Source organism: Methylobacterium phyllostachyos, from assembly GCF_900103445.1.
GTDB classification, from domain to species: domain Bacteria; phylum Pseudomonadota; class Alphaproteobacteria; order Rhizobiales; family Beijerinckiaceae; genus Methylobacterium; species Methylobacterium phyllostachyos.
The window spans coordinates 288,376-305,152 of the sequence record NZ_FNHS01000008.1 but is presented as its reverse complement, the minus strand read 5'-3'; the positions used below and the strand labels follow the sequence as shown (position 1 = coordinate 305,152).

The window sequence follows — 16,777 nt, the reverse complement described above, 5'->3', positions numbered from 1 at the left end:
GGCGGGGTGCGGAAATGCCCCCGCGCCGACCCGCTTCTGGGCCGAACCTGAGGATCCTGCGGACCCGTCCACTACGAGGCGGGGGACGGCTGGAAGGCCACGAGGCTGTGCGGGTTCCGGCGGTGCTACCGCGTCCGAGACCGTCAGACAGCGCGGCGCAGGACCGGGATCGCCGGAGACACCGCGACGAGAAAGACGGCACCGGGCGGGGACCATGCCCGCGCGATGCCGCGGGCGCCGCGGGGATCGGATCCCGCGCGTATCTGGCCGACACCTGGGTTCCCGCGGCGTCCCGCGTCCCGCGTGTTGTTCCTCAGCCATGCCCCCGGCGCCAGAAGCGCGCGGGGACGATGGCACATGGATCGGGGCCGTGCCCGCGACCCCCGGAAAGTTGACGCCGGCCCGGCGGGCTGCCATCCGCCTGTCCGCCCCCGCGGCCCCGTGAGTCCGAAAAAAACAATGACCGACCTCATCGAGACGATCCGCCGGACGCTCGTGCCGATCCACAAGGAGGGTTACCCCTTCATCCTAATCGGCATCGTGCTCACGGTGCTGGCCGGCTACTTCTCCCAATTCTTCGGGTGGATCTTCCTGATCCTCACCCTCTGGGTCTGCTACTTCTTCCGCGATCCCGAGCGCGTCACCCCGGTGGCCGATGGGCTGGTGGTCTCCCCCGCGGACGGGCGCGTCAATCTCATCGCCACCGTCCTGCCGCCGCCGGAACTCGACCTGCCCCAGGTGCCGACCCTGCGGGTCTCGGTGTTCATGAACGTGTTCGATTGCCACGTGAACCGGGTGCCGGTCTCGGGACGGATCGGCCAAATCCACTACACGCCCGGCCTGTTCCTCAACGCCGAGCTCGACAAGGCGAGCGACGACAACGAGCGCAACGGCATGGTGATCGAGACGACCCATGGCGGCGCCCCGAAGCGCGTCGGCGTGGTGCAGATTGCGGGGCTGGTGGCCAGGCGGATCGTCGGGTTCGTCTCGGCGGGTGACGTGCTCGGCGTCGGCGAGCGGTTCGGGCTGATCCGCTTCGGCTCGCGGGTGGACGTCTACCTACCGGCTGGCACGACCGTGCTGGTCGGCCTCGGCCAGAAGGCCGTGGCCGGCGAGACCGTGCTGGCCGATCTCGGCGGCGGTCCGGATCGCGTCTTCAAGCGGATCTAGAGCCCGACCATGGACGATCTGTTCCCGCCCTTCGCGCCCGATCCGAACGAGCCGCGCCCGCGCCGGTTCAAGCCGGTGCCGTTCCGGATGATCGCGCCCAACATGATCACCCTGATGGCGCTCTGCCTCGGGCTGACCGCGATCCGCCTCGCCTTCGAGGGCAAGTTCGAGCCCGCCGTCATCGCCGTGGTGGTGGCTGGCGTGCTCGACGGCATCGACGGGCGGGTGGCACGGCTGCTCAAGGGCACCTCGCGCTTCGGGGCGGAACTCGATTCGCTCGCCGACTTCGTGAATTTCGGCTGTGCCCCGGCCCTGATCCTCTACGGCTTCGTGCTGTTTCACCTGAAGTCGCTCGGCTGGATCGTGGCGCTGATCTTCGCCATCGCGATGGCGCTGCGGCTCGCCCGCTTCAACGCGATGCTGGACGATCCGAACCGGCCGGAATGGAAGAAGGACTTCTTCGTCGGCATGCCGGCGCCCGCCGGCGCGCTCACCGCGATGCTGCCGCTCTACCTGCACTTCCTCGGCTTCGGCCTCGAGCGCTGGGCGGCGCCCGCGATCCTGATCTACGTGCTGTGCATCGCGCTCCTCGTCGTCTCCACGGTCCCGACCTACTCGGGCAAGACCATGGGCAAGCGCGTGCCGCGCAGCCTCGTTCTGCCGATCTTCCTGTTCGGGGTGGCGGCCTTCGGCATCCTGATCAGCTACCCGTTCGAGGCGCTGGTGACGGTGAGCGCCGGCTATCTCCTGACCATCCCGGTGGTCGCCGCCCAGTACCGCCGTCGGCTCAAGGCGGAGCAGGCCGCGGGCACCGAGGAGCGGCCCGCGGCCGTGGCGGAGGACCGGCCCGCGGCCGCGACGTCGGAGTAACCGCTGGTCGTCGCGCGATCCGCCCCTACCTTGCCTACCTTGGCCGTATCCGGCGAGGAGGATTCGGAGATGCTCGAGGAATTCAAAAAGTTCGCGCTCCGGGGGAACGTGGTCGATCTCGCGGTCGGCGTGATCATCGGCGCCGCCTTCGGGGCGATCGTGAATTCGGCGGTCCAGGACATCTTCATGCCGGTGATCGGCGCGGTCACGGGCGGGCTCGACTTCTCGAACTACTACATCCCGCTCTCGTCCAAGGTGCAGGCCGGTCTGCCCTACGTGGACGCCAAGAAGCAGGGCGCGGTCCTCGGCTACGGCCAGTTCCTGACCCTGACGCTGAACTTCCTGATCGTGGCCTTCGTGCTGTTCCTCGTGATCCGGGCGATGAACCGCCTGCAGCACGCACAGCCCAAGGAGCCGGAGGCCGTGCCGGCCGACGTGAAGCTGCTGTCGGAGATCCGGGACCTGCTGGCGGAGAAGCCGCGGATCTGAACCCTCAAGTCCCGCGCTGGCCCTGCTCCCCGGGCTTGACGCCCAGCGCGTCGAGGATCTGGTCGAGGGCTTGGCCCACCGCCTCGGTGCCCTCCTCGTGGGTCTTCAGCCGGGTCTCGAGCCTGCGGATCTGCGGCTCGAACACCTCGGGCACGGGGTCGTCGCCGAGGAAGCGCGGCTTGTCGGCCTCCACCGGCAGGACGCCGCGGAGTTGCTGTCCGAGATGGTCGCGCACCGGCTCGGGAAGCACGGCGCCGGGTTCATGGGGGTTGTCGTTCATGGTCGCCTCGTGGGTCGAACCGCCTATCAACGGCTGGTCGGATGAAGCGTTGCTCGACAGCCGTATTTACGGGACGGACCCCGAAGCGAGGCTCCAGGGTCCATGGGCCAGCGCGGGACCGGCCCGCAGGATCAGTCGATGACCTCGACGATGCGATGGCCGCGGTCGACCAGCACCGGGCGGTCGTTCACCACGGTGTAGCGGTAGCCCGGCTGCACGTGGTACTCGCTCGGCACGTCATAGTAGGTCACGCCCGCGGACGGCAGGGTCGAGCCGACGGCGACGCGGCCGTCGTAATCGTACGAGCGGACGTTGCGCTCGCGGACGTAGCTGCGGAAGCGCGGCGCCATATCGACGCCGAGGATGCCGCCCACCGTACCGGTGGCCGCACCGACGGCGCCGCCGACGATCCCGCCGATCGGGCCGGCCGCATCGGCACCTGCGGCCGCGCCGCGCTCGGCACCCGGGATGGTGCCCTGAGCCTGGGCGGCGAGCGGCAGCGACAGGACAAGGGCCGAGGCGGCGATGAGGGTCTTGATGGTCATACGGGATTGCTCCGTTCCGTGGCGTTCCGCCGCAATCACGCGGCGAAGCTCGGGCCGGTAACGTCCGATACCCGGAATCGGATGCATCCCTTTTTGCGGAGGACCGCTGAAGGCTAACGCGGCCTTATGCGTCCTTGGGCATCGCCGACTGGATGAACCGGTCGGAGCCGAGATCCTCCTCGTCGTAGCCGAGCAGTTCCGCCAGGCGGCCCCGGGCGCGGCTGACGCGGCTCTTCACGGTGCCGACCTTGCAGCCCATGATCGCAGCGGCCTCCTCGTAGGACACCCCCTCCGCGCCGACCAGCACCAGGGCCTCGCGCTGGTCCGGCGGGAGCTTGGCCAGCGCCGATTGCAGATCCTCGACGTCGAGCCGGTCGCCCTGATGCGGGGCGGTGGCGAGGCGCGCGGCGTAGGAGCCGTCCTGATCCTCGACCTCGCGGACCCGCTTGCGGTGATCCGAGTAGAAGATGTTCCGCAGGATGGTGAACAGCCACGCGTTCAGGTTGGTGCCCGGCTGGAAGCGGGCACGGTGCTGCCAGCCCTTCAGCAGGGTGTCCTGCACGAGGTCGTCGGACCGGGCCGGGTTCGAGGTCAGCGACAGCGCGAAGGCGCGCAGGGACGGCACAGCCGCCAGCAGGCCGTTGCGGAATTCCGGCTCGATCGCCTCGCCCCTGGCGCGGAGTGCGGCTTCCAGCTGCTCGATCAGCTCAGCGAAGCGGGACGGGAGCGATTCCTCCCCGATCCGCTCGTAGACGGTGCGCAGATGCTCGCCGAGATGCGTGCGGATGCCGGCGTTCAGGTTCGGGCGGCCATCCCGCGTCGCGTCCTCCTGGGACAGGACGGTGTCGGTGTCGTCGCGGGTCATGCGTATTGCACTCGTCAACTCATCGTGGCTCGACCTGTGGTCCTAAAAGGGTCGAGTCGGATCGCTTGCTGGCCCGAAATCAGGGCGACGTCAGGCCGATGCGCTCCTGTTACCGGCGTTCTAGCGCATCGAGCGCGGGCGTGCACCCTCGACCGGACTTCACTTATGATAACTTGTCCGGTCTCAACAGGCGGATCGCTCCATCGCGCAGGGTCAGGACGTCCCCGCGGGCGAGATTGGTCCAGCATTCGTCCCGGGTCAGCGCCTGCGTAGCGATGACGGTCACGATGTCGTTCTCGGTGGTCTCCCGGGCGAAATCGACCTGCCAATCCTCGTCGATCAGGGTGGCCTTACCGAAGGGCGCGCGGCGGGTGAGGTAGCAGAGGCGCTTGCCGCAATGGGCGTAGAGCGTGCGGCTGTCGGTCAGCAGCATGTTGAACACGCCGAGCCCGTGCAGCTCCCCCGCGAGGTCGGCGACGGCCCGGTCCAGGGTCTCAGGCCGGGGCAGGGCCTTGTAGCGGTCCTGCAGGCGGCCGAGCATCCAGCAGAAGGCGTGCTCGCTATCGGTGGAGCCGATCGGCATGAAGCCGCCGAGCGGCAGCCGCTTCACGCCCTTGAGCTGGCCATTATGCGCGAAGGTCCAGCGGCGGCCCCACAATTCCCGGCTGAAGGGATGGGTGTTCTCCAGGCTGACCCGTCCGCGGTTGGCCTTGCGGACATGGGCGACGACGATCCGGCTCTTGATCGGCATGTCGCGGAGCAGCCGGGCGAGCTGCGAGCGGGCGCTCGGCTCCGGCTCGTGGAAGCTGCGGCAGGTGCGGCCGTCGTAGAAACTGATGCCCCAGCCGTCGGCGTGGGGCCCGGTCTCGCCGCCGCGCCGGGCGAGGCCCGCGAAGGAGAAGCGGATGTCGGTCGGCACGTTGGCGCTCATGCCGAGCAGTTCGCACATCGTCTCTCAACCGGGCCATGCGGGGAAGCGGCGACGTGTAGGAGTGTTCGGCCGTCCCGACAACGGCTTTCGCGCGGGTCAGCGGGCGAGATAGTCGGTCAGCGTCATCCCGACCATGATGGCGACCCAGAAGAAGCCGAGCCCGGAGAACAACCGGATCAGCGGCGGCTCGTGGATCACCTCCATGGAGACGAGGAGGATCAGCGCCACCATCACGGCGACGACGAGAAGCTCGACGATCCAGACCTGCGCGAAGGGCAGGGTGGCACCGAGCGTCACGTTGACGGCGAGCAGGGCGAGCAGCGCCAGGAAGGTGAGAACCGGCGTACGGAGGCGCTTGCGGAGCAGGGCGCGGTCGTCGGCGCTCGAAGCTGCGAGGGGGCTCTGCATCCTACCGATTCACCACGTAGAGGATCGGGAAGGCGAGGATCCAGACCAGATCGATGAAGTGCCAGTACAGGCCGTAGACCTCGATCCAGTTCTGGTGGCGGGACAGGAACCCGGCCTTGGCGGCCATCCAGGTCATGCCGAGCAGGAGCCCGATGCCGGTGAACAGGTGCAGCGCGTGGAGCAGCGTCGCCACGTAGTAGAGGTTCACGAACAGCCGCGCGGCGGGCGTCTCGGCCAGCGCGAAGGGCCGATGGCTGAGAAACGGCATCATGTGCTCGTCCCAGTCGGCGTAGTACTCGTAGCCCTTGAGGACGAGGAACAGGCCGCCGAGCGCCGCCGTCGCCAGCATCGCCCGCACCATGGCGCGCTGCCAGCCCATGCGTGAGAATTCGATCGCCATCGACATGGTGAGCGAGGAACAGATCAGCACCACGGTGTTGGTGGCACCGATCCAGAACTTGAGGTGCTTGGCCGCCGCGATGGTCGCCTCGGGATGCTGGATCCGGGTGATCAGCGCCACCAGGAACAGGGCCGAGAACAGCAGCAGCTCGGTGATGAGCCACGCCCAGATGCCGAGCGTCGCGGCTTGACGCTGCTGTGCGACGCTCTCGAAATGCTCGACGCGGGCGACCCCGACGCCCTCTGCCAGGGGCTCGCTCATCCGTGCTGGTCCCGGGATTCCTGGGCCTGGATCGGATAATCGTAGGGAATGCGCGGCACCTCGGGCGGGGACAGGAAATTGTGCGTCGGCGGCGGGGAGGAAGTCTCCCATTCGAGCCCCTTCGCGTTCCACGGGTTGGCGGGCGCCTTCCGGCCGAACCACAGGGAATAGACGAGGTAGAGCATCGGGAAGATGTAGCCCGCCGCCAGGATCGTGGCGCCGGCCGAGGACAGGACGTTGAGGAGTTGGAACTCGGCCGGATAGGTCGCGTAGCGCCGCGGCATCCCGAGATAGCCAAGGATGAATTGCGGGAAGAAGGTCACGTTGAAGCCGAGGAAGATCAGCAGCGCCGAGACCCGGCCCCAGGGCTCGCTGTACATCCGGCCGGTGAATTTCGGCCACCAGAAGTGCAGGCCGCCGAGGAAGGCCAGCACGGTGCCGCCGACCATGATGTAGTGGAAATGCGCGACCACGAAGTAGGTCGCGTGGATGTGCTGGTTGATGGCGAGCGTCGCGAGGTAGAGGCCGGTCAGTCCGCCGAGCACGAACAGGCCGATATAGCCCATCGCGTAGAGCATCGGCGTGTCGAGCCGCAGGCTGCCCTTATGGATCGTGGCGGTCCAGTTGTAGACCTTCACGGCCGAGGGCACCGCCACCGCGAAGGAGAGCGCGGAGAACACCAGCGAGGCGAGGTCGCTCTGGCCGTTGACGAACATGTGGTGGCCCCAGACGAAGAAGGTCACCGAGGCGAGCCCGATCGACGCGTAGGCGACGAAGCGGTAGCCGAACAGCTTCTTCTGAGCGAAGGCCGGGACGATCTCGGAGATCACCCCCATGCCGGGCAGGACCATGATGTACACGGCCGGGTGCGAGTAGAACCAGAACAGGTGTTGGAACAGCACCGGGTCGCCGCCATAGGCCGGGTCGAACACGCCGATATGGAAGGCGCGCTCCGCGATCAGCAGGATCAGCGCCGTCGTGATCACGGGCGTTGCCAGCAGGAAGATCAGGCTGGTGGCGTAGTGCGTCCAGACGAAGATCGGCAGCTTGAACCACGTCATGCCGGGCGCCCGCATGGTGTGGATCGTGACCACGAAGTTGAGCCCCGTCAGGATCGACGAGAAGCCCACGATGGTCACGCCGATCAGTGCAGGCAGCACCCAGGTGTTCGAGAAGGCCGTGGACAGCGGGGCGTAGAAGGTCCAGCCGGTATCGACGCCGCCCAGCACCACCGAGACCAGCGTGAACAGGGCGCCCGCCATGAACACGTACCAGCTCGTGAGGTTGAGCTTCGGGAAGGCGAGATCCTTCGCCCCGATCATGAGGGGGATCAGGAAGTTGCCGAAGGTCGCGGGGATCGACGGGATCAGGAAGAACCAGACCATCACCACCCCGTGGATGGTGAAGGCCTTGTTGTAGGTGTCGTTGGTCATGATCGCGCCGTCCGGCACGATCAGCGCGAGGCGCACCACGCCCGCCGCCAGGGCGCCGATCACGAAGAAGCCGGTGATCGAGGCGAGATAGAGGATCGCGATCCGCTTGTGGTCGGTGGCGAGGAACCACGAACGCAGGGTCGATTCCGCGTGCAGGTAGTCGGGCTTACGCCCGATCGTCGATTCCGGGGTGTGGGGTTCGCGGCGGGCGGTGCCGCCGATGCTGCCCGATGCGCTCATCGTGTCGTCCCCGACGGCGTCGCGTCCGCGGCCTTGCCGGCGGCCGGACGCGAATAGGATTTCAAAAAGTCGATCAGCCTCCCGAGTTCGTCCTCAGGAATCCGGCCGGCGAAGCTCGGCATGACTTGCTTGCCCCCGCCGGCGAGCCGGTCGCCGTTCGGGTTCAGGATCTTCTCGCGCAACCACCCATCGTCGGCCGTGACGGTGCGGCCGTCGGCGAGCTTCACTGGGCTGCCGTAGAGGCCCGCGAGGCTCGGCGCGTTCACGGCGGAGCCGGGCTCGTGGCAGCCGGCGCAGCCATAGGCCTCGTAGAGGGCCCGGCCCGCCGCGACCTTGCCCTGCTGGGCGCCCGAATGGGTCAGCCAGTCCTGGTAGTCGCCGGGATTCATGAAGGTCACCTCGCCGCCCATCACGGAATGGTCGGTGCCGCAATATTCCGAGCAGTAGAGGTGATAGGTGCCGGTCTTGTCGGCCTTGAACCACAGGTCGGTGTAGCGGTCGGGCAGGGCGGCGACCTGCATCCGCACCGCCGGCAGGTAGAGGGCGTGGATCACGTCCTGGCTGATGATGTGCAGGCGGATCGGCTGGCCGATCGGCAGGTGCAGGTTGTTGATCTCCGACTGGCCCGTGGGGTGCTGGAACTTCCACATCCATTGCCGGCCGACCGCCTCGATCACCATGGCGTCGGGGGGGGCGTTCTTCGACTGGATGAACAGCTTCGCGCCCCAGACGAAGAAGATCAGCGTCAGCAGGAACGGGATCAGCATCCAGCTGATCTCGATGAGGTTCGAGCGGATGCCCGACGGGCTCCGGTTCGCCTCGGATCCCTCCCGGTAGCGCACGGCAAAGTAGGTGATCGCCACGAAGACCGGCACGGTGAGCAGCAGCGTCAGCACCGTGAAGGCCAGGATCAGCAGATCGGTCTCGGTCGCGGTGGCGGAGACCGCGGCGGGCCAGAGTTGGAGGGATTCGTGGCTCGGCGTCATCGCGCGGCGGGCTCCACCGGTTCGAGGGAGCGGCCCACGGTCAGCTCCATGGCGCGGCCGATCGGGATGCGGGCGCGGGTCTGGGCCGCATCCCGGTAGCCGTAGCCGGCGATCCGGGCCTCGGTCGCCGCCCGCTCGCGGTCGATATCGGCATAGGGGTTGGCCTGGAGATTCGGGGCCGGCGGCACGAGCCGTGCGGTCTGCTGAGGCGTGAGCGCCGGCAGGGTCCGGCGCTGGCTCGCCGCGACGGTGTGCATCAGCCAGATCATGGTGCCGATCACCGCCAGCGCCGTGAGGCCGAGGCCGCCCATGACCAGGGCGGTGTTGCGGACGTTGACGTCCCGGGTCTCGTGCCCGGGCTCGTTCGGATCGCGCTGCGTATTGGCGGGCGGGCGCGGCGGGCGTCCGTTCAGGAAGCCGCTGCCGCGCAGGGTCAGCCCGGCCAGGATCGCCGGAATCAGGCCGGAGGGTCCGTTGCCGCTCATGCCGGCCTCCCGGCACGCCGCGCCGCCGAGGCCGCCCGGTCGGCCCGCGGCCGCAGGAACGGCCGGAGCGCGGCAGCGAGGCAGGCCACGCCGCCAGCGGCGAGCGCATCGCTCGGGCGGAGCACGAACCGGTCGCGGATCGCCGGGGTGACGAGCCAGAACATCTCCAGGGCATGCACGGCGACCGCCGCGCCGGCCAGGATCCGGGTCGTCGGGCGGCCCGGCCGCAGGGTCGCGAGGCCGGCCAGCACCACGACGGCGCCCGCCACGATCGATAGTGCCCGCCCGAGCCAGCCACCGCGGGCGAAGTACCACGCCACCTCCGGGGGCAGGTTCGCCGACCAGACGATCAGGAACTGTACGAAATGCAGGTAGGCCCAGAGGCTCAGCAGTACCACGAGGGGCACCAGCCGGCCGCGCCCCGGCGCGGTGCGACCGCGGCCCACGGGCTCGGGCTCCTCCCAGGCGAGCAGGATCGCGGCCGCGAAGGCCAGCCCGCTCCAGGCGGTCATGACCAGAAGGCCCAGAAGGGTGGAGTCGAGGCGCGGATCGAGGGAGGCGATCACGTCGGTGACGAACAGGGTGCCGATCACCGCGTGGAGCCCCACCGCCGGGACGGTCCGGCCCTCGCCGGGCGCGTCGAAGGGCCGGGCGAAGCGGAAGGACAGCCAGGTCCAGGCGGCGACGTAGGCGATCACCCGGGCCACGAAGAACGGCACCGTGAACCAGAGCGCGGCGAGCGGGGTGTGCGCCGGCTCTCTCACCCACGGGTAGAGCAGCGCCGCGGCGGCGAGGACCGGCAGCGCCAGAAGCGCGGCCACCGGCATCAGCGCCATCAGCCGGCGCAGGCCCGCCAGCATCTCGACGCCGCCGCGCGCCTTCACGCGCTCGCCGAAACGCTCGGCCACGATGACCACCGGCAGGGCGCCGACCGGCAGGGCCAGGAGGACGAGCCACGCGGCGAGATACGAGGCCATCGCCCCGCGCCAGCCCCCCGCGAGCAGGCAGAGGGCCAGGAGAACGAGGCCGGCGAGGCCCAAGAGGGCGGGGTGGCGGGTAGGGCGGCTCATCGCGTCGCCTCCAGCCGGGCCCGGTCGGGCTCCGGCAGGCTCGCCACCGGGGCATCCTGGCTGAGCTGGAGGGCGCGCACATAGGCGACGATCGCCCAGCGGTCGGCCGAGGGGATCATCTGTGCCATGCCGAACATCGCCTTCCGGCCGTTCGAGATCGCGTCGTAGATCTCGGCCGCGGAGGCCGTGCGCAGGTCCTCACCCGTGAGATTGCCGGCATGCGGGAAGCCGCGGGCTACGATCATGCCCTGCCCGCGCCCGTCCTGGCCGTGGCAGGGGGTGCAGAACACCGCGTAGCGTTGCTGCCCCCGGTCGAGCAGATCCCGGCTGACCGTCTGCGGCTGCGGCGCAGGCGCGGCGGGATCGCGGCGCGGCACCGTGCCGGCCACGGGCTGGCGCATGGTGATCTCGCGCGGGAAGAACGGGTTCTTGTCCCAGGTCTTGGCCCGGGCCTGATCGGCCATGTCGGCCTCGCCGCAGGCGGCGAGCGGCGCCATCATGAGAAGGGCGAGGGGGAGGGCGCGTCTCATCGCGGGATCCGCCGGATCTCGAGGGGGCGCCCGGCCTCGGCCGGCAGGCCCGCGAGCCGCCGCTCGATGCGCGCCGCGTCGAAGCGCTCATCCCGCGCCTCCGCGGTCAGGAAGAAGCGGTCGTCCGAAACGCGCAGGAAGCCCGGGATGTTGAAGGCCGGGTGGTTCAGCCGCGGCAGGCGGTTGAGCACGAGCAGCGCGAGGTGGATCGCCACGCAGCCCGCCATCATCGCGAAGGAGATGCTCGGCACCACGAAGGACGGCCAAGACAGGCGCGGGCGACCGCCGATCAGGAACACATAGTCGTAGGCCGTGGCGAAGAGGCACATCCCGTAGAAGCCAGCGCCGCCGAGGAGCGCCCCGGCGAGCGCGTAGGGCAGGATCGAGCGGCCCTCCAGTCCGAGGGGCCGCAGGGTGCGGGGCATCGGTACGGGCCCATGCCCGTCGAGGTGGACATGGTCGGGGCTGAGGCCGGAGACTGCCTGAAGCGCGGCGGCGAGGTCGCCCTGGCTGGCGAAGCTCGCCGAGACGCCCCAGAACGGTCCAGGGCCGGCGTTCTCCTCAGGCCGGGCTGCCGCCCGCGATGCGGCCTCGCGCGCGGCCTTTTGCGCAGCCGGGGCCTCCGCTAGGGCGAGGCGCCGGCTCTCCACGATCGAGACCGCCGGCAGATAGCGCAGGAACAGCAGCAGCAGGGTCAGGAACAGGCCGACCGAGCCCGCGAAGGTGGCGATGCCCCAGACGTCCACCCCGTAGGGCAGCCGCGAGGACGGCAAAAAGTCCTGCGTCAGCGTCACAACGAGGACCATGACGTGGTCGGCATAGGCGCCGATGGCGACGAGAAGCCCCACCGCCGCCAGCGCCAGCGGCGCCGTCCGGGCGCGTGCCGACCACAGGATCTGCGCCGGCAGGACGAGGCAGAGGATCGCCGTCCACGAGATCAAGGCGTGGTCGCCGGTCATGCGCCGGGCCAGGACGCCGCGCGCCTGCGCGTCGCCGTTGAGGAACGTGTCGAAGTATTCGGCCGCGTAGCAATAGGCGCTGGCGCAGCCGAGGCAGAGGAGCAGGCGGCCGAGCACGTCGAGGTGGCGCGGGGTTACCAGGGCGTCGAGGCCGTAGACGAAGCGGATCAGCATCACGATCACCGCCGTGACGCCGACGCCGGAATAGACCGCGTTGACGAGGAAGCTCACCGGCACGAGCGTGCTGTGCCAGCCCGGCATCAGCGAGCCCGCCAGCATCACCGAGGCGCCGGTCTGGACCGAGACCACCAGCAGCACGCCGAGCAGAGCCACGGTCCGATAGGCCTGGACCCAGATCTGCCAATGGGCCGCCGAGCCGCGCCAGCCCGAGGCGACGATGCCGTAGATCTGGGCGCGCAGCAGGGCGAGCTTGCGGGTCGGCGCCTTGGCATCCAGCTGGCGCATCGCCTCGACATGCGCGCGGTCGCGCAAGGTCGCGAGGTCCGGCAGCAGGCCGATGAACCAGAGGCTCACGCAGATCACCAGGAAGGACACGATGTCGATCGCGTCCCACAGGAGCGGCGAGCGGAATTGCGGCCAGAGGTCGTAGGTGTTGGGGTAGGGCAGGTTCCAGAAGAAGAACCATGGCCGCCCGAGATGGATGATCGGGTAGAGCCCGGCCGCCGCGGTGGCCAGCAGCGCCAGGGTCTCGGCCACCCGGTTGACCGCCCCACGCCACTCCGCCCCGAGGAGGAGCAGCACGGCCGAGACCAGCAGGCTGCCGGAGGCGACGCCGATCCACCAATCGTAGCTCGCGATGTCGAGCGCCCAGACGACGGCGTTGTTGTTGCCCCAGATGCCGGGCCCCGCGGCCAGCAGGTAGCCGAGGGTGAGCAGGAACAGGCCGAGGAGCAGTGCCGCCCCCGCGAAGGCGATCCACCAGCGCCGGTTGCCCGGATGGGTCAGCGGGATCGCCGTGACGGTGCCGCCGATGCCCTGAAGGGTCTCGTCGGGCCGGATCAGGGAGCCGCCCGTGACAGAACCGGCCATGCTCAGCCCTCCCGTTCGCCGGGTTCCGCGGGCGGCGCGAGCCCGGCGAGGTAGGTCGTGCGCGGCCGTGTGTTGAGGTGGCCGAGCAGCGCGTATTCCCGGGGGTCCCGGCGGGCGGCCGAGACCTGGCTGCCCGGGTCGGCGACGTTGCCGAAGGTGATCGCCCGGGTCGGGCAGGCGCCCTGGCAGGCGGTCTCGACGGCGCCGTCGGGGATCGGCGCGTGCGCGTCCTTGGCGGAGGTGATCCGCGCCGCCGTGATCCGCTGGATGCAGTAGGTGCACTTCTCCATCACGCCGCGGGCGCGGACCGTCACCTCGGGGTTGCGCTGCTGCTGCTCCACCGGGGTCATGCCGCCGGTATAGTCGAGGTAGTTGAACCGACGGACCTTGTAGGGGCAGTAGCTCTGGCAGGTCCGGGTCCCGACGCAGCGGTTGTAGACCTGCAGGTTCAGGCCCTCGCTGTCGTGCAGCGTCGCCTCGACGGGGCAGCCGAGTTCACACGGCGCCTGCTCGCAATGCATGCAGGGCACCGGCTGGAAATGCGTGCTCGGCGCGTCGAGCTCGCCCGCGTAGTAGCGGTCGACCCGCAGCCAGCCCATCCAGCGCCCCAGCGCGACCTCCTCGCGGCCGACCACCGGGATGTTGTTCTCCGCCTGGCAGGCGGTGACGCAGGCGTTGCAGCCGATACAGGCGTCGAGGTCGATCGCCATGCCCCATTGGGCCGCGACCCAGCGGTCCTGGCTTTCCGGGGGCGGATAGAACGAGGCGGGCGCCGGCGCGCCCTTCGGGTCGCCCACCGGGGCTGCGCCGAGCGCCTGCACGCGGACGAGATCCTCGCCCTCCATCGTGCCGAGGTGCTGGGTGGTGACCGGCACGCTGCGCCGCCCGGTCTTGGTCAGCTTCGCCCCGGAAAGCCGCCAGGATGCGCCGACCGGCCGGAGCGGCCCGGCATCGTAGCCGAGACCGCGGGACAGGTGATCCGGCACGTCCCGGCCGTAGCCCAGGGTCAGGGTCACGGTGTCGTCGGCCTGCCCCGGCAGGATCCAGGCCGGGCCCTCGACCGCGCGGCCAGCCGCCTCGATGCGCAGGACGTCCCCCGTGGCGACGCCCTCACGCTCGGCAAGCCGCGGGCTCAGCGCGATCACGTTTTCCCAGACTACCTTGGTCAGGGGCTTCGGCAGTTCCTGAAGCCACGCGAGGTCGGCATGGGTGCCGTCCCAGACCGTCGGGTCGGGGCGGAACAGCACCTCGATCCCGCCCGCGGGCGCGGTCGGCGCGGGGGAGGGAGCGGCATCCTGCGTCAGCGCCACGGTCTCGGCCGGCCGCGCGCTGTCCGCCCAGAAGCCCCGGCGCAGGGCTTCCGAGAACCGGGCCTCGAAGGCCGCCTCGTCCTCACTGTCGCTGCGCCAGCGCGCCTTGACGAGGGCGAGCGCGTCCTCGGCATCGCCGCCGCCCGCCAGGAAGGCCAGCATCTGCGGCAGGGTGCGGCCGTTGTAGAGCGGCGCGATGGTCGGCTGGATCAGCCCCACCGTCCCGTCAAAGGAGCGGACATCGCCCCAGGATTCCAGCGGATGCGCGATCGGCAGGTGCCAGTCGGCATGGGCGCCGGTCTCGTCGGAATAGAGGCCGGCGTGGATCTTGAGCGGGACGCGCGCCATCCGGGCAGCGAAGTCGAGGGCGCCGGGCGCCTCGTAGACCGGGTTGGCGCCGAGCACGATCAATGCCTTGACGGTGCCGCGCTCCATCGCCTCGGCCAGTTCCGCCAGCGTGCCGGCGCCCTGCTCGGCGGCGGGCTCCACGTGCAGTAGGGTGGTGCCGGTATTGCCGAGCGCGCCGTTCAGGCGGTGGACCAGCGCGTGCAGGTCCGGGCTTGCGGTAAGGCCAGCCGTGACGATCCCGGCGCCCCGCGCCTCGGTGAGCGCCTTTCCGGCACCGCGCGCCCAGCGGGCGACCGGATCGTCGCCCCCCAGCGCCGCACCACCGCTGGCCATGCCGAGGAGATCGCGGGCGAGGTCTTCGAGGCGGCCGGCCGGGACCACGACGCCGTGGTCGGCCTTGGCGCTGGTCAGCGTCGGGGTCGGGGCGGCGGCGTGGAGCGTGAGCAGGCGCCCGTCCGCGTAGGCGGCCCGCCGCGCGTCGATCCAGCGCCGGGACAGGCCGACCTGCCCCGGGCCGAGATCGAGGAAATCGCCGTCGAGTGCCACGATGGTGCGCGCCCGGTCAAACTGGGGAAGCGTCTCCAGCGGCCTTCCATAGGACCGGCGAGCACCCTCGTAGAGCCCGTCGCGGGAAGCGCCCGCGCCGACATGCCAGCGGAGCGCCGGGTAGGCGGCCCGCAGCCGGGCGATCTGGGCGGCCAGCGTGGGCGAGGTCACCGGTCCGGTCAGCAGGGCAAGGCCCTCGCCCCGGTTCTCGCGCCAGGCCGGCATCTGCGCCTGCAGGGCTGCGCGGAACGCCGCCCAGGAACTCGGCCGGCCGAGCTGCTGCACCGCCTGCGAACGGAACGGGTCGTAGAGCCCCAGCACCGAAGCCTGGGCCAGCACGTCGGTGCCGCCGCGGCTCCAGGGATGGTCGGGATTGCCCTCGATCTTCAGCGGCCTTCCGTTGCGGGTCGTGACCAGCACGCCGTTGCCGAAGCCGTCGAAGACGGACGATGAGGCGTAGGACAGATCCGTCCCCGGCACGATCCGCTCGGGCTGGTTGACGTAGGGCACCTCGTAATCGCGTCCGCCGCCGGCCCCGCAGGCGGTCAGGCCGCCGAGCGCGAAGGAGGCCGCCATCAGCTTCAGGAAGCCGCGCCGCTCAGGCGCCGCAGCGAGCCGGGACGCCGAAGGGAACTCGGCCGCGAGGTAATCCCGGAATTCCGGGCTGTCGGCCACGGCGTCGAGGCTGCGCCAGAAGCGCGGGCCGTCGCCGCCGGAGAGCTTTTCGCGGAGCGCCGCAAGGTCGGGGGTGCCGGTCATCGGTGGCAGATCCCGCACTCGGTGAGCCGCGCGCCGCCGCGGATATGGTATTGCGCGACGAGCTTCGGCCCCAGCGTCGCCTGATCGGCCGGCGGCTTCCAATTCATGTTCCAGACCTGATCGGGCGTGCGCACGTACTTCTCGGGCGCTCGGTGGCAATCGAGGCAGAATTTCATCTCGAAGGCGTTGGCCCGGTAGGTCATCTGCATCGACGTGACATCGCCATGGCAGGTCGAGCAGCCGATGCCCTTCGTCACGTGGACGGAGTGGTTGTAGTAGACGTATTGCGGCAGCTTGTTCAGCCGCTTCCATTCCAGCGGCTTGTCCTCAGCGTAGCTGTCGCGCACGGGCTTGAGCATGTCCGAGCCGGTCCAGATCTGCGAGTGGCAGGTCATGCAGGTGTGGGTCGGCGGGATGCCGGCGGTGGCCTCCTTCTCGACCGTGGTGTGGCAGTAGCGGCAATCGATGCCGAGTTCGCCGGAATGGTGCTTGTGGCTGAACGGCACCGGCTGGGGCTGCACCACGCCGACGCCCGTGACGTAGTTCGAGCGCACGATCCCGGCGCCCAGCACCGGCAGCGCGACCAAACACGCCACGCCGGTCATCAGCGCCAGCCGGTAGAGCGCATCCGCGCCAGGGGTGAATAGCTGCGCCATCAGGCACGCCCGCGCCGGTCGACGGCCGGGACATAGCGCTCGCTCTGCTCAAGCCATCGCCGCAAGGCTCGCCCCACTCTCAGGTCCCGGTCGCAAGCGGGCCGCGCGTCGCACTGCACCCCACACCTGAACCTAGAGCGTTTCTAGACCGAGGCTAGAACTTGAGTTAGGCGGGCCGACATGTCG

17 protein-coding genes are annotated in these 16,777 nt (G+C 69.9%); 3 read left to right on the top strand and 14 right to left on the bottom strand.

Features of this window, described 5'->3' with window-relative positions; all coding sequences use genetic code 11:
* Positions 1 to 459: 459 nt before the first annotated feature.
* The 3 genes from BLQ49_RS15185 to mscL all read left to right on the top strand — a co-directional run bounded on the left by BLQ49_RS15185 (position 460) and on the right by mscL (position 2,529).
* Positions 460 to 1,170 carry a phosphatidylserine decarboxylase gene (locus tag BLQ49_RS15185; RefSeq protein WP_091717006.1) on the top strand — a complete coding sequence of 237 codons (711 nt, stop codon included), beginning with the start codon at positions 460 to 462 and terminating at the stop codon, positions 1,168 to 1,170.
* A 9-nt stretch (positions 1,171 to 1,179) separates the two neighbouring features.
* A complete protein-coding gene (locus BLQ49_RS15180; protein ID WP_091717004.1) occupies positions 1,180 to 2,040 on the top strand; it encodes a CDP-alcohol phosphatidyltransferase family protein in 861 nt (286 codons plus the stop codon).
* 69 nt (positions 2,041 to 2,109) lie between these two features.
* Positions 2,110 to 2,529: a large conductance mechanosensitive channel protein MscL gene (mscL, locus tag BLQ49_RS15175; protein WP_091717051.1), complete on the top strand. Its 420-nt coding sequence runs from the start codon at positions 2,110 to 2,112 to the stop codon at positions 2,527 to 2,529.
* Between the two features lie 4 nt (positions 2,530 to 2,533).
* Here mscL and BLQ49_RS15170 read toward each other — a convergent pair whose 3' ends face one another.
* From BLQ49_RS15170 to BLQ49_RS15105, 14 genes are all read right to left on the bottom strand, one after another.
* Complete coding sequence (locus tag BLQ49_RS15170; RefSeq protein WP_091717002.1) at positions 2,534 to 2,809, bottom strand: hypothetical protein; 276 nt, start codon at positions 2,807 to 2,809, stop codon at positions 2,534 to 2,536.
* A 131-nt stretch (positions 2,810 to 2,940) separates the two neighbouring features.
* On the bottom strand, positions 2,941 to 3,354 hold the full coding sequence (locus BLQ49_RS15165; protein ID WP_091717000.1) for a DUF1236 domain-containing protein: 414 nt from the start codon (positions 3,352 to 3,354) through the stop codon (positions 2,941 to 2,943).
* A gap of 124 nt (positions 3,355 to 3,478) precedes the next feature.
* Positions 3,479 to 4,219, bottom strand: a complete 741-nt coding sequence (locus BLQ49_RS15160; protein WP_091716998.1) for a NepR family anti-sigma factor — start codon at positions 4,217 to 4,219, stop codon at positions 3,479 to 3,481.
* Positions 4,220 to 4,382: 163 nt separating this feature from the next.
* Positions 4,383 to 5,168, bottom strand: a complete 786-nt coding sequence (locus BLQ49_RS15155) for a class II glutamine amidotransferase (protein WP_091716996.1) — start codon at positions 5,166 to 5,168, stop codon at positions 4,383 to 4,385.
* Between the two features lie 78 nt (positions 5,169 to 5,246).
* Positions 5,247 to 5,558 carry an oxidase gene (locus tag BLQ49_RS15150; protein ID WP_091716993.1) on the bottom strand — a complete coding sequence of 104 codons (312 nt, stop codon included), beginning with the start codon at positions 5,556 to 5,558 and terminating at the stop codon, positions 5,247 to 5,249.
* A gap of 1 nt (position 5,559) precedes the next feature.
* The gene (locus BLQ49_RS15145; protein ID WP_091716991.1) at positions 5,560 to 6,219 is read right to left on the bottom strand and encodes a cytochrome c oxidase subunit 3; all 660 of its coding nucleotides are present in this window, start codon (positions 6,217 to 6,219) and stop codon (positions 5,560 to 5,562) included.
* Positions 6,216 to 7,892 carry a cytochrome c oxidase subunit I gene (locus BLQ49_RS15140; RefSeq protein ID WP_091716989.1) on the bottom strand — a complete coding sequence of 559 codons (1,677 nt, stop codon included), beginning with the start codon at positions 7,890 to 7,892 and terminating at the stop codon, positions 6,216 to 6,218. The genes BLQ49_RS15145 and BLQ49_RS15140 overlap by 4 nt, the downstream gene beginning before the upstream one ends.
* The gene (gene coxB / locus BLQ49_RS15135; protein ID WP_091716987.1) at positions 7,889 to 8,878 is read right to left on the bottom strand and encodes a cytochrome c oxidase subunit II; all 990 of its coding nucleotides are present in this window, start codon (positions 8,876 to 8,878) and stop codon (positions 7,889 to 7,891) included. Before coxB ends, BLQ49_RS15140 begins: the two co-directional genes overlap by 4 nt.
* The gene (locus BLQ49_RS15130) at positions 8,875 to 9,363 is read right to left on the bottom strand and encodes a hypothetical protein (protein WP_091716985.1); all 489 of its coding nucleotides are present in this window, start codon (positions 9,361 to 9,363) and stop codon (positions 8,875 to 8,877) included. Before BLQ49_RS15130 ends, coxB begins: the two co-directional genes overlap by 4 nt.
* The gene (locus tag BLQ49_RS15125; protein ID WP_091716982.1) at positions 9,360 to 10,433 is read right to left on the bottom strand and encodes a hypothetical protein; all 1,074 of its coding nucleotides are present in this window, start codon (positions 10,431 to 10,433) and stop codon (positions 9,360 to 9,362) included. The genes BLQ49_RS15130 and BLQ49_RS15125 overlap by 4 nt, the downstream gene beginning before the upstream one ends.
* Complete coding sequence (locus BLQ49_RS15120; RefSeq protein ID WP_091716980.1) at positions 10,430 to 10,963, bottom strand: c-type cytochrome; 534 nt, start codon at positions 10,961 to 10,963, stop codon at positions 10,430 to 10,432. Before BLQ49_RS15120 ends, BLQ49_RS15125 begins: the two co-directional genes overlap by 4 nt.
* Positions 10,960 to 12,972: a DUF3341 domain-containing protein gene (locus tag BLQ49_RS15115; RefSeq protein WP_091716978.1), complete on the bottom strand. Its 2,013-nt coding sequence runs from the start codon at positions 12,970 to 12,972 to the stop codon at positions 10,960 to 10,962. The genes BLQ49_RS15120 and BLQ49_RS15115 overlap by 4 nt, the downstream gene beginning before the upstream one ends.
* A gap of 2 nt (positions 12,973 to 12,974) precedes the next feature.
* A complete protein-coding gene (locus BLQ49_RS15110; RefSeq protein WP_091716976.1) occupies positions 12,975 to 15,935 on the bottom strand; it encodes a TAT-variant-translocated molybdopterin oxidoreductase in 2,961 nt (986 codons plus the stop codon).
* Entirely contained in the window at positions 15,932 to 16,591 is a 660-nt protein-coding gene (locus BLQ49_RS15105) for a cytochrome c3 family protein (RefSeq protein WP_091716974.1), read from the bottom strand. The genes BLQ49_RS15110 and BLQ49_RS15105 overlap by 4 nt, the downstream gene beginning before the upstream one ends.
* Between the last annotated feature and the right edge of the window lie 186 nt (positions 16,592 to 16,777).

Excerpts from the sequence above, each read along its gene's own strand:
- BLQ49_RS15150 (WP_091716993.1), bottom strand. The coding sequence starts at position 5,558 with ATGCAGAGCCCCCTCGCAGCTTCGAGCGCCGACGACCGCGCCCTGCTC.
- BLQ49_RS15170 (WP_091717002.1), bottom strand. The coding sequence starts at position 2,809 with ATGAACGACAACCCCCATGAACCCGGCGCCGTGCTTCCCGAGCCGGTG.
- BLQ49_RS15130 (WP_091716985.1), bottom strand. The coding sequence starts at position 9,363 with ATGAGCGGCAACGGACCCTCCGGCCTGATTCCGGCGATCCTGGCCGGG.
- BLQ49_RS15145 (WP_091716991.1), bottom strand. The coding sequence starts at position 6,219 with ATGAGCGAGCCCCTGGCAGAGGGCGTCGGGGTCGCCCGCGTCGAGCAT.
- mscL (WP_091717051.1), top strand. The coding sequence starts at position 2,110 with ATGCTCGAGGAATTCAAAAAGTTCGCGCTCCGGGGGAACGTGGTCGAT.
- BLQ49_RS15155 (WP_091716996.1), bottom strand. The coding sequence starts at position 5,168 with ATGTGCGAACTGCTCGGCATGAGCGCCAACGTGCCGACCGACATCCGC.
- BLQ49_RS15115 (WP_091716978.1), bottom strand. The coding sequence starts at position 12,972 with ATGGCCGGTTCTGTCACGGGCGGCTCCCTGATCCGGCCCGACGAGACC.
- BLQ49_RS15185 (WP_091717006.1), top strand. The coding sequence starts at position 460 with ATGACCGACCTCATCGAGACGATCCGCCGGACGCTCGTGCCGATCCAC.
- BLQ49_RS15105 (WP_091716974.1), bottom strand. The coding sequence starts at position 16,591 with ATGGCGCAGCTATTCACCCCTGGCGCGGATGCGCTCTACCGGCTGGCG.
- BLQ49_RS15110 (WP_091716976.1), bottom strand. The coding sequence starts at position 15,935 with ATGACCGGCACCCCCGACCTTGCGGCGCTCCGCGAAAAGCTCTCCGGC.
- BLQ49_RS15140 (WP_091716989.1), bottom strand. The coding sequence starts at position 7,892 with ATGAGCGCATCGGGCAGCATCGGCGGCACCGCCCGCCGCGAACCCCAC.
- BLQ49_RS15120 (WP_091716980.1), bottom strand. The coding sequence starts at position 10,963 with ATGAGACGCGCCCTCCCCCTCGCCCTTCTCATGATGGCGCCGCTCGCC.
- coxB (WP_091716987.1), bottom strand. The coding sequence starts at position 8,878 with ATGACGCCGAGCCACGAATCCCTCCAACTCTGGCCCGCCGCGGTCTCC.
- BLQ49_RS15165 (WP_091717000.1), bottom strand. The coding sequence starts at position 3,354 with ATGACCATCAAGACCCTCATCGCCGCCTCGGCCCTTGTCCTGTCGCTG.
- BLQ49_RS15180 (WP_091717004.1), top strand. The coding sequence starts at position 1,180 with ATGGACGATCTGTTCCCGCCCTTCGCGCCCGATCCGAACGAGCCGCGC.
- BLQ49_RS15125 (WP_091716982.1), bottom strand. The coding sequence starts at position 10,433 with ATGAGCCGCCCTACCCGCCACCCCGCCCTCTTGGGCCTCGCCGGCCTC.
- BLQ49_RS15160 (WP_091716998.1), bottom strand. The coding sequence starts at position 4,219 with ATGACCCGCGACGACACCGACACCGTCCTGTCCCAGGAGGACGCGACG.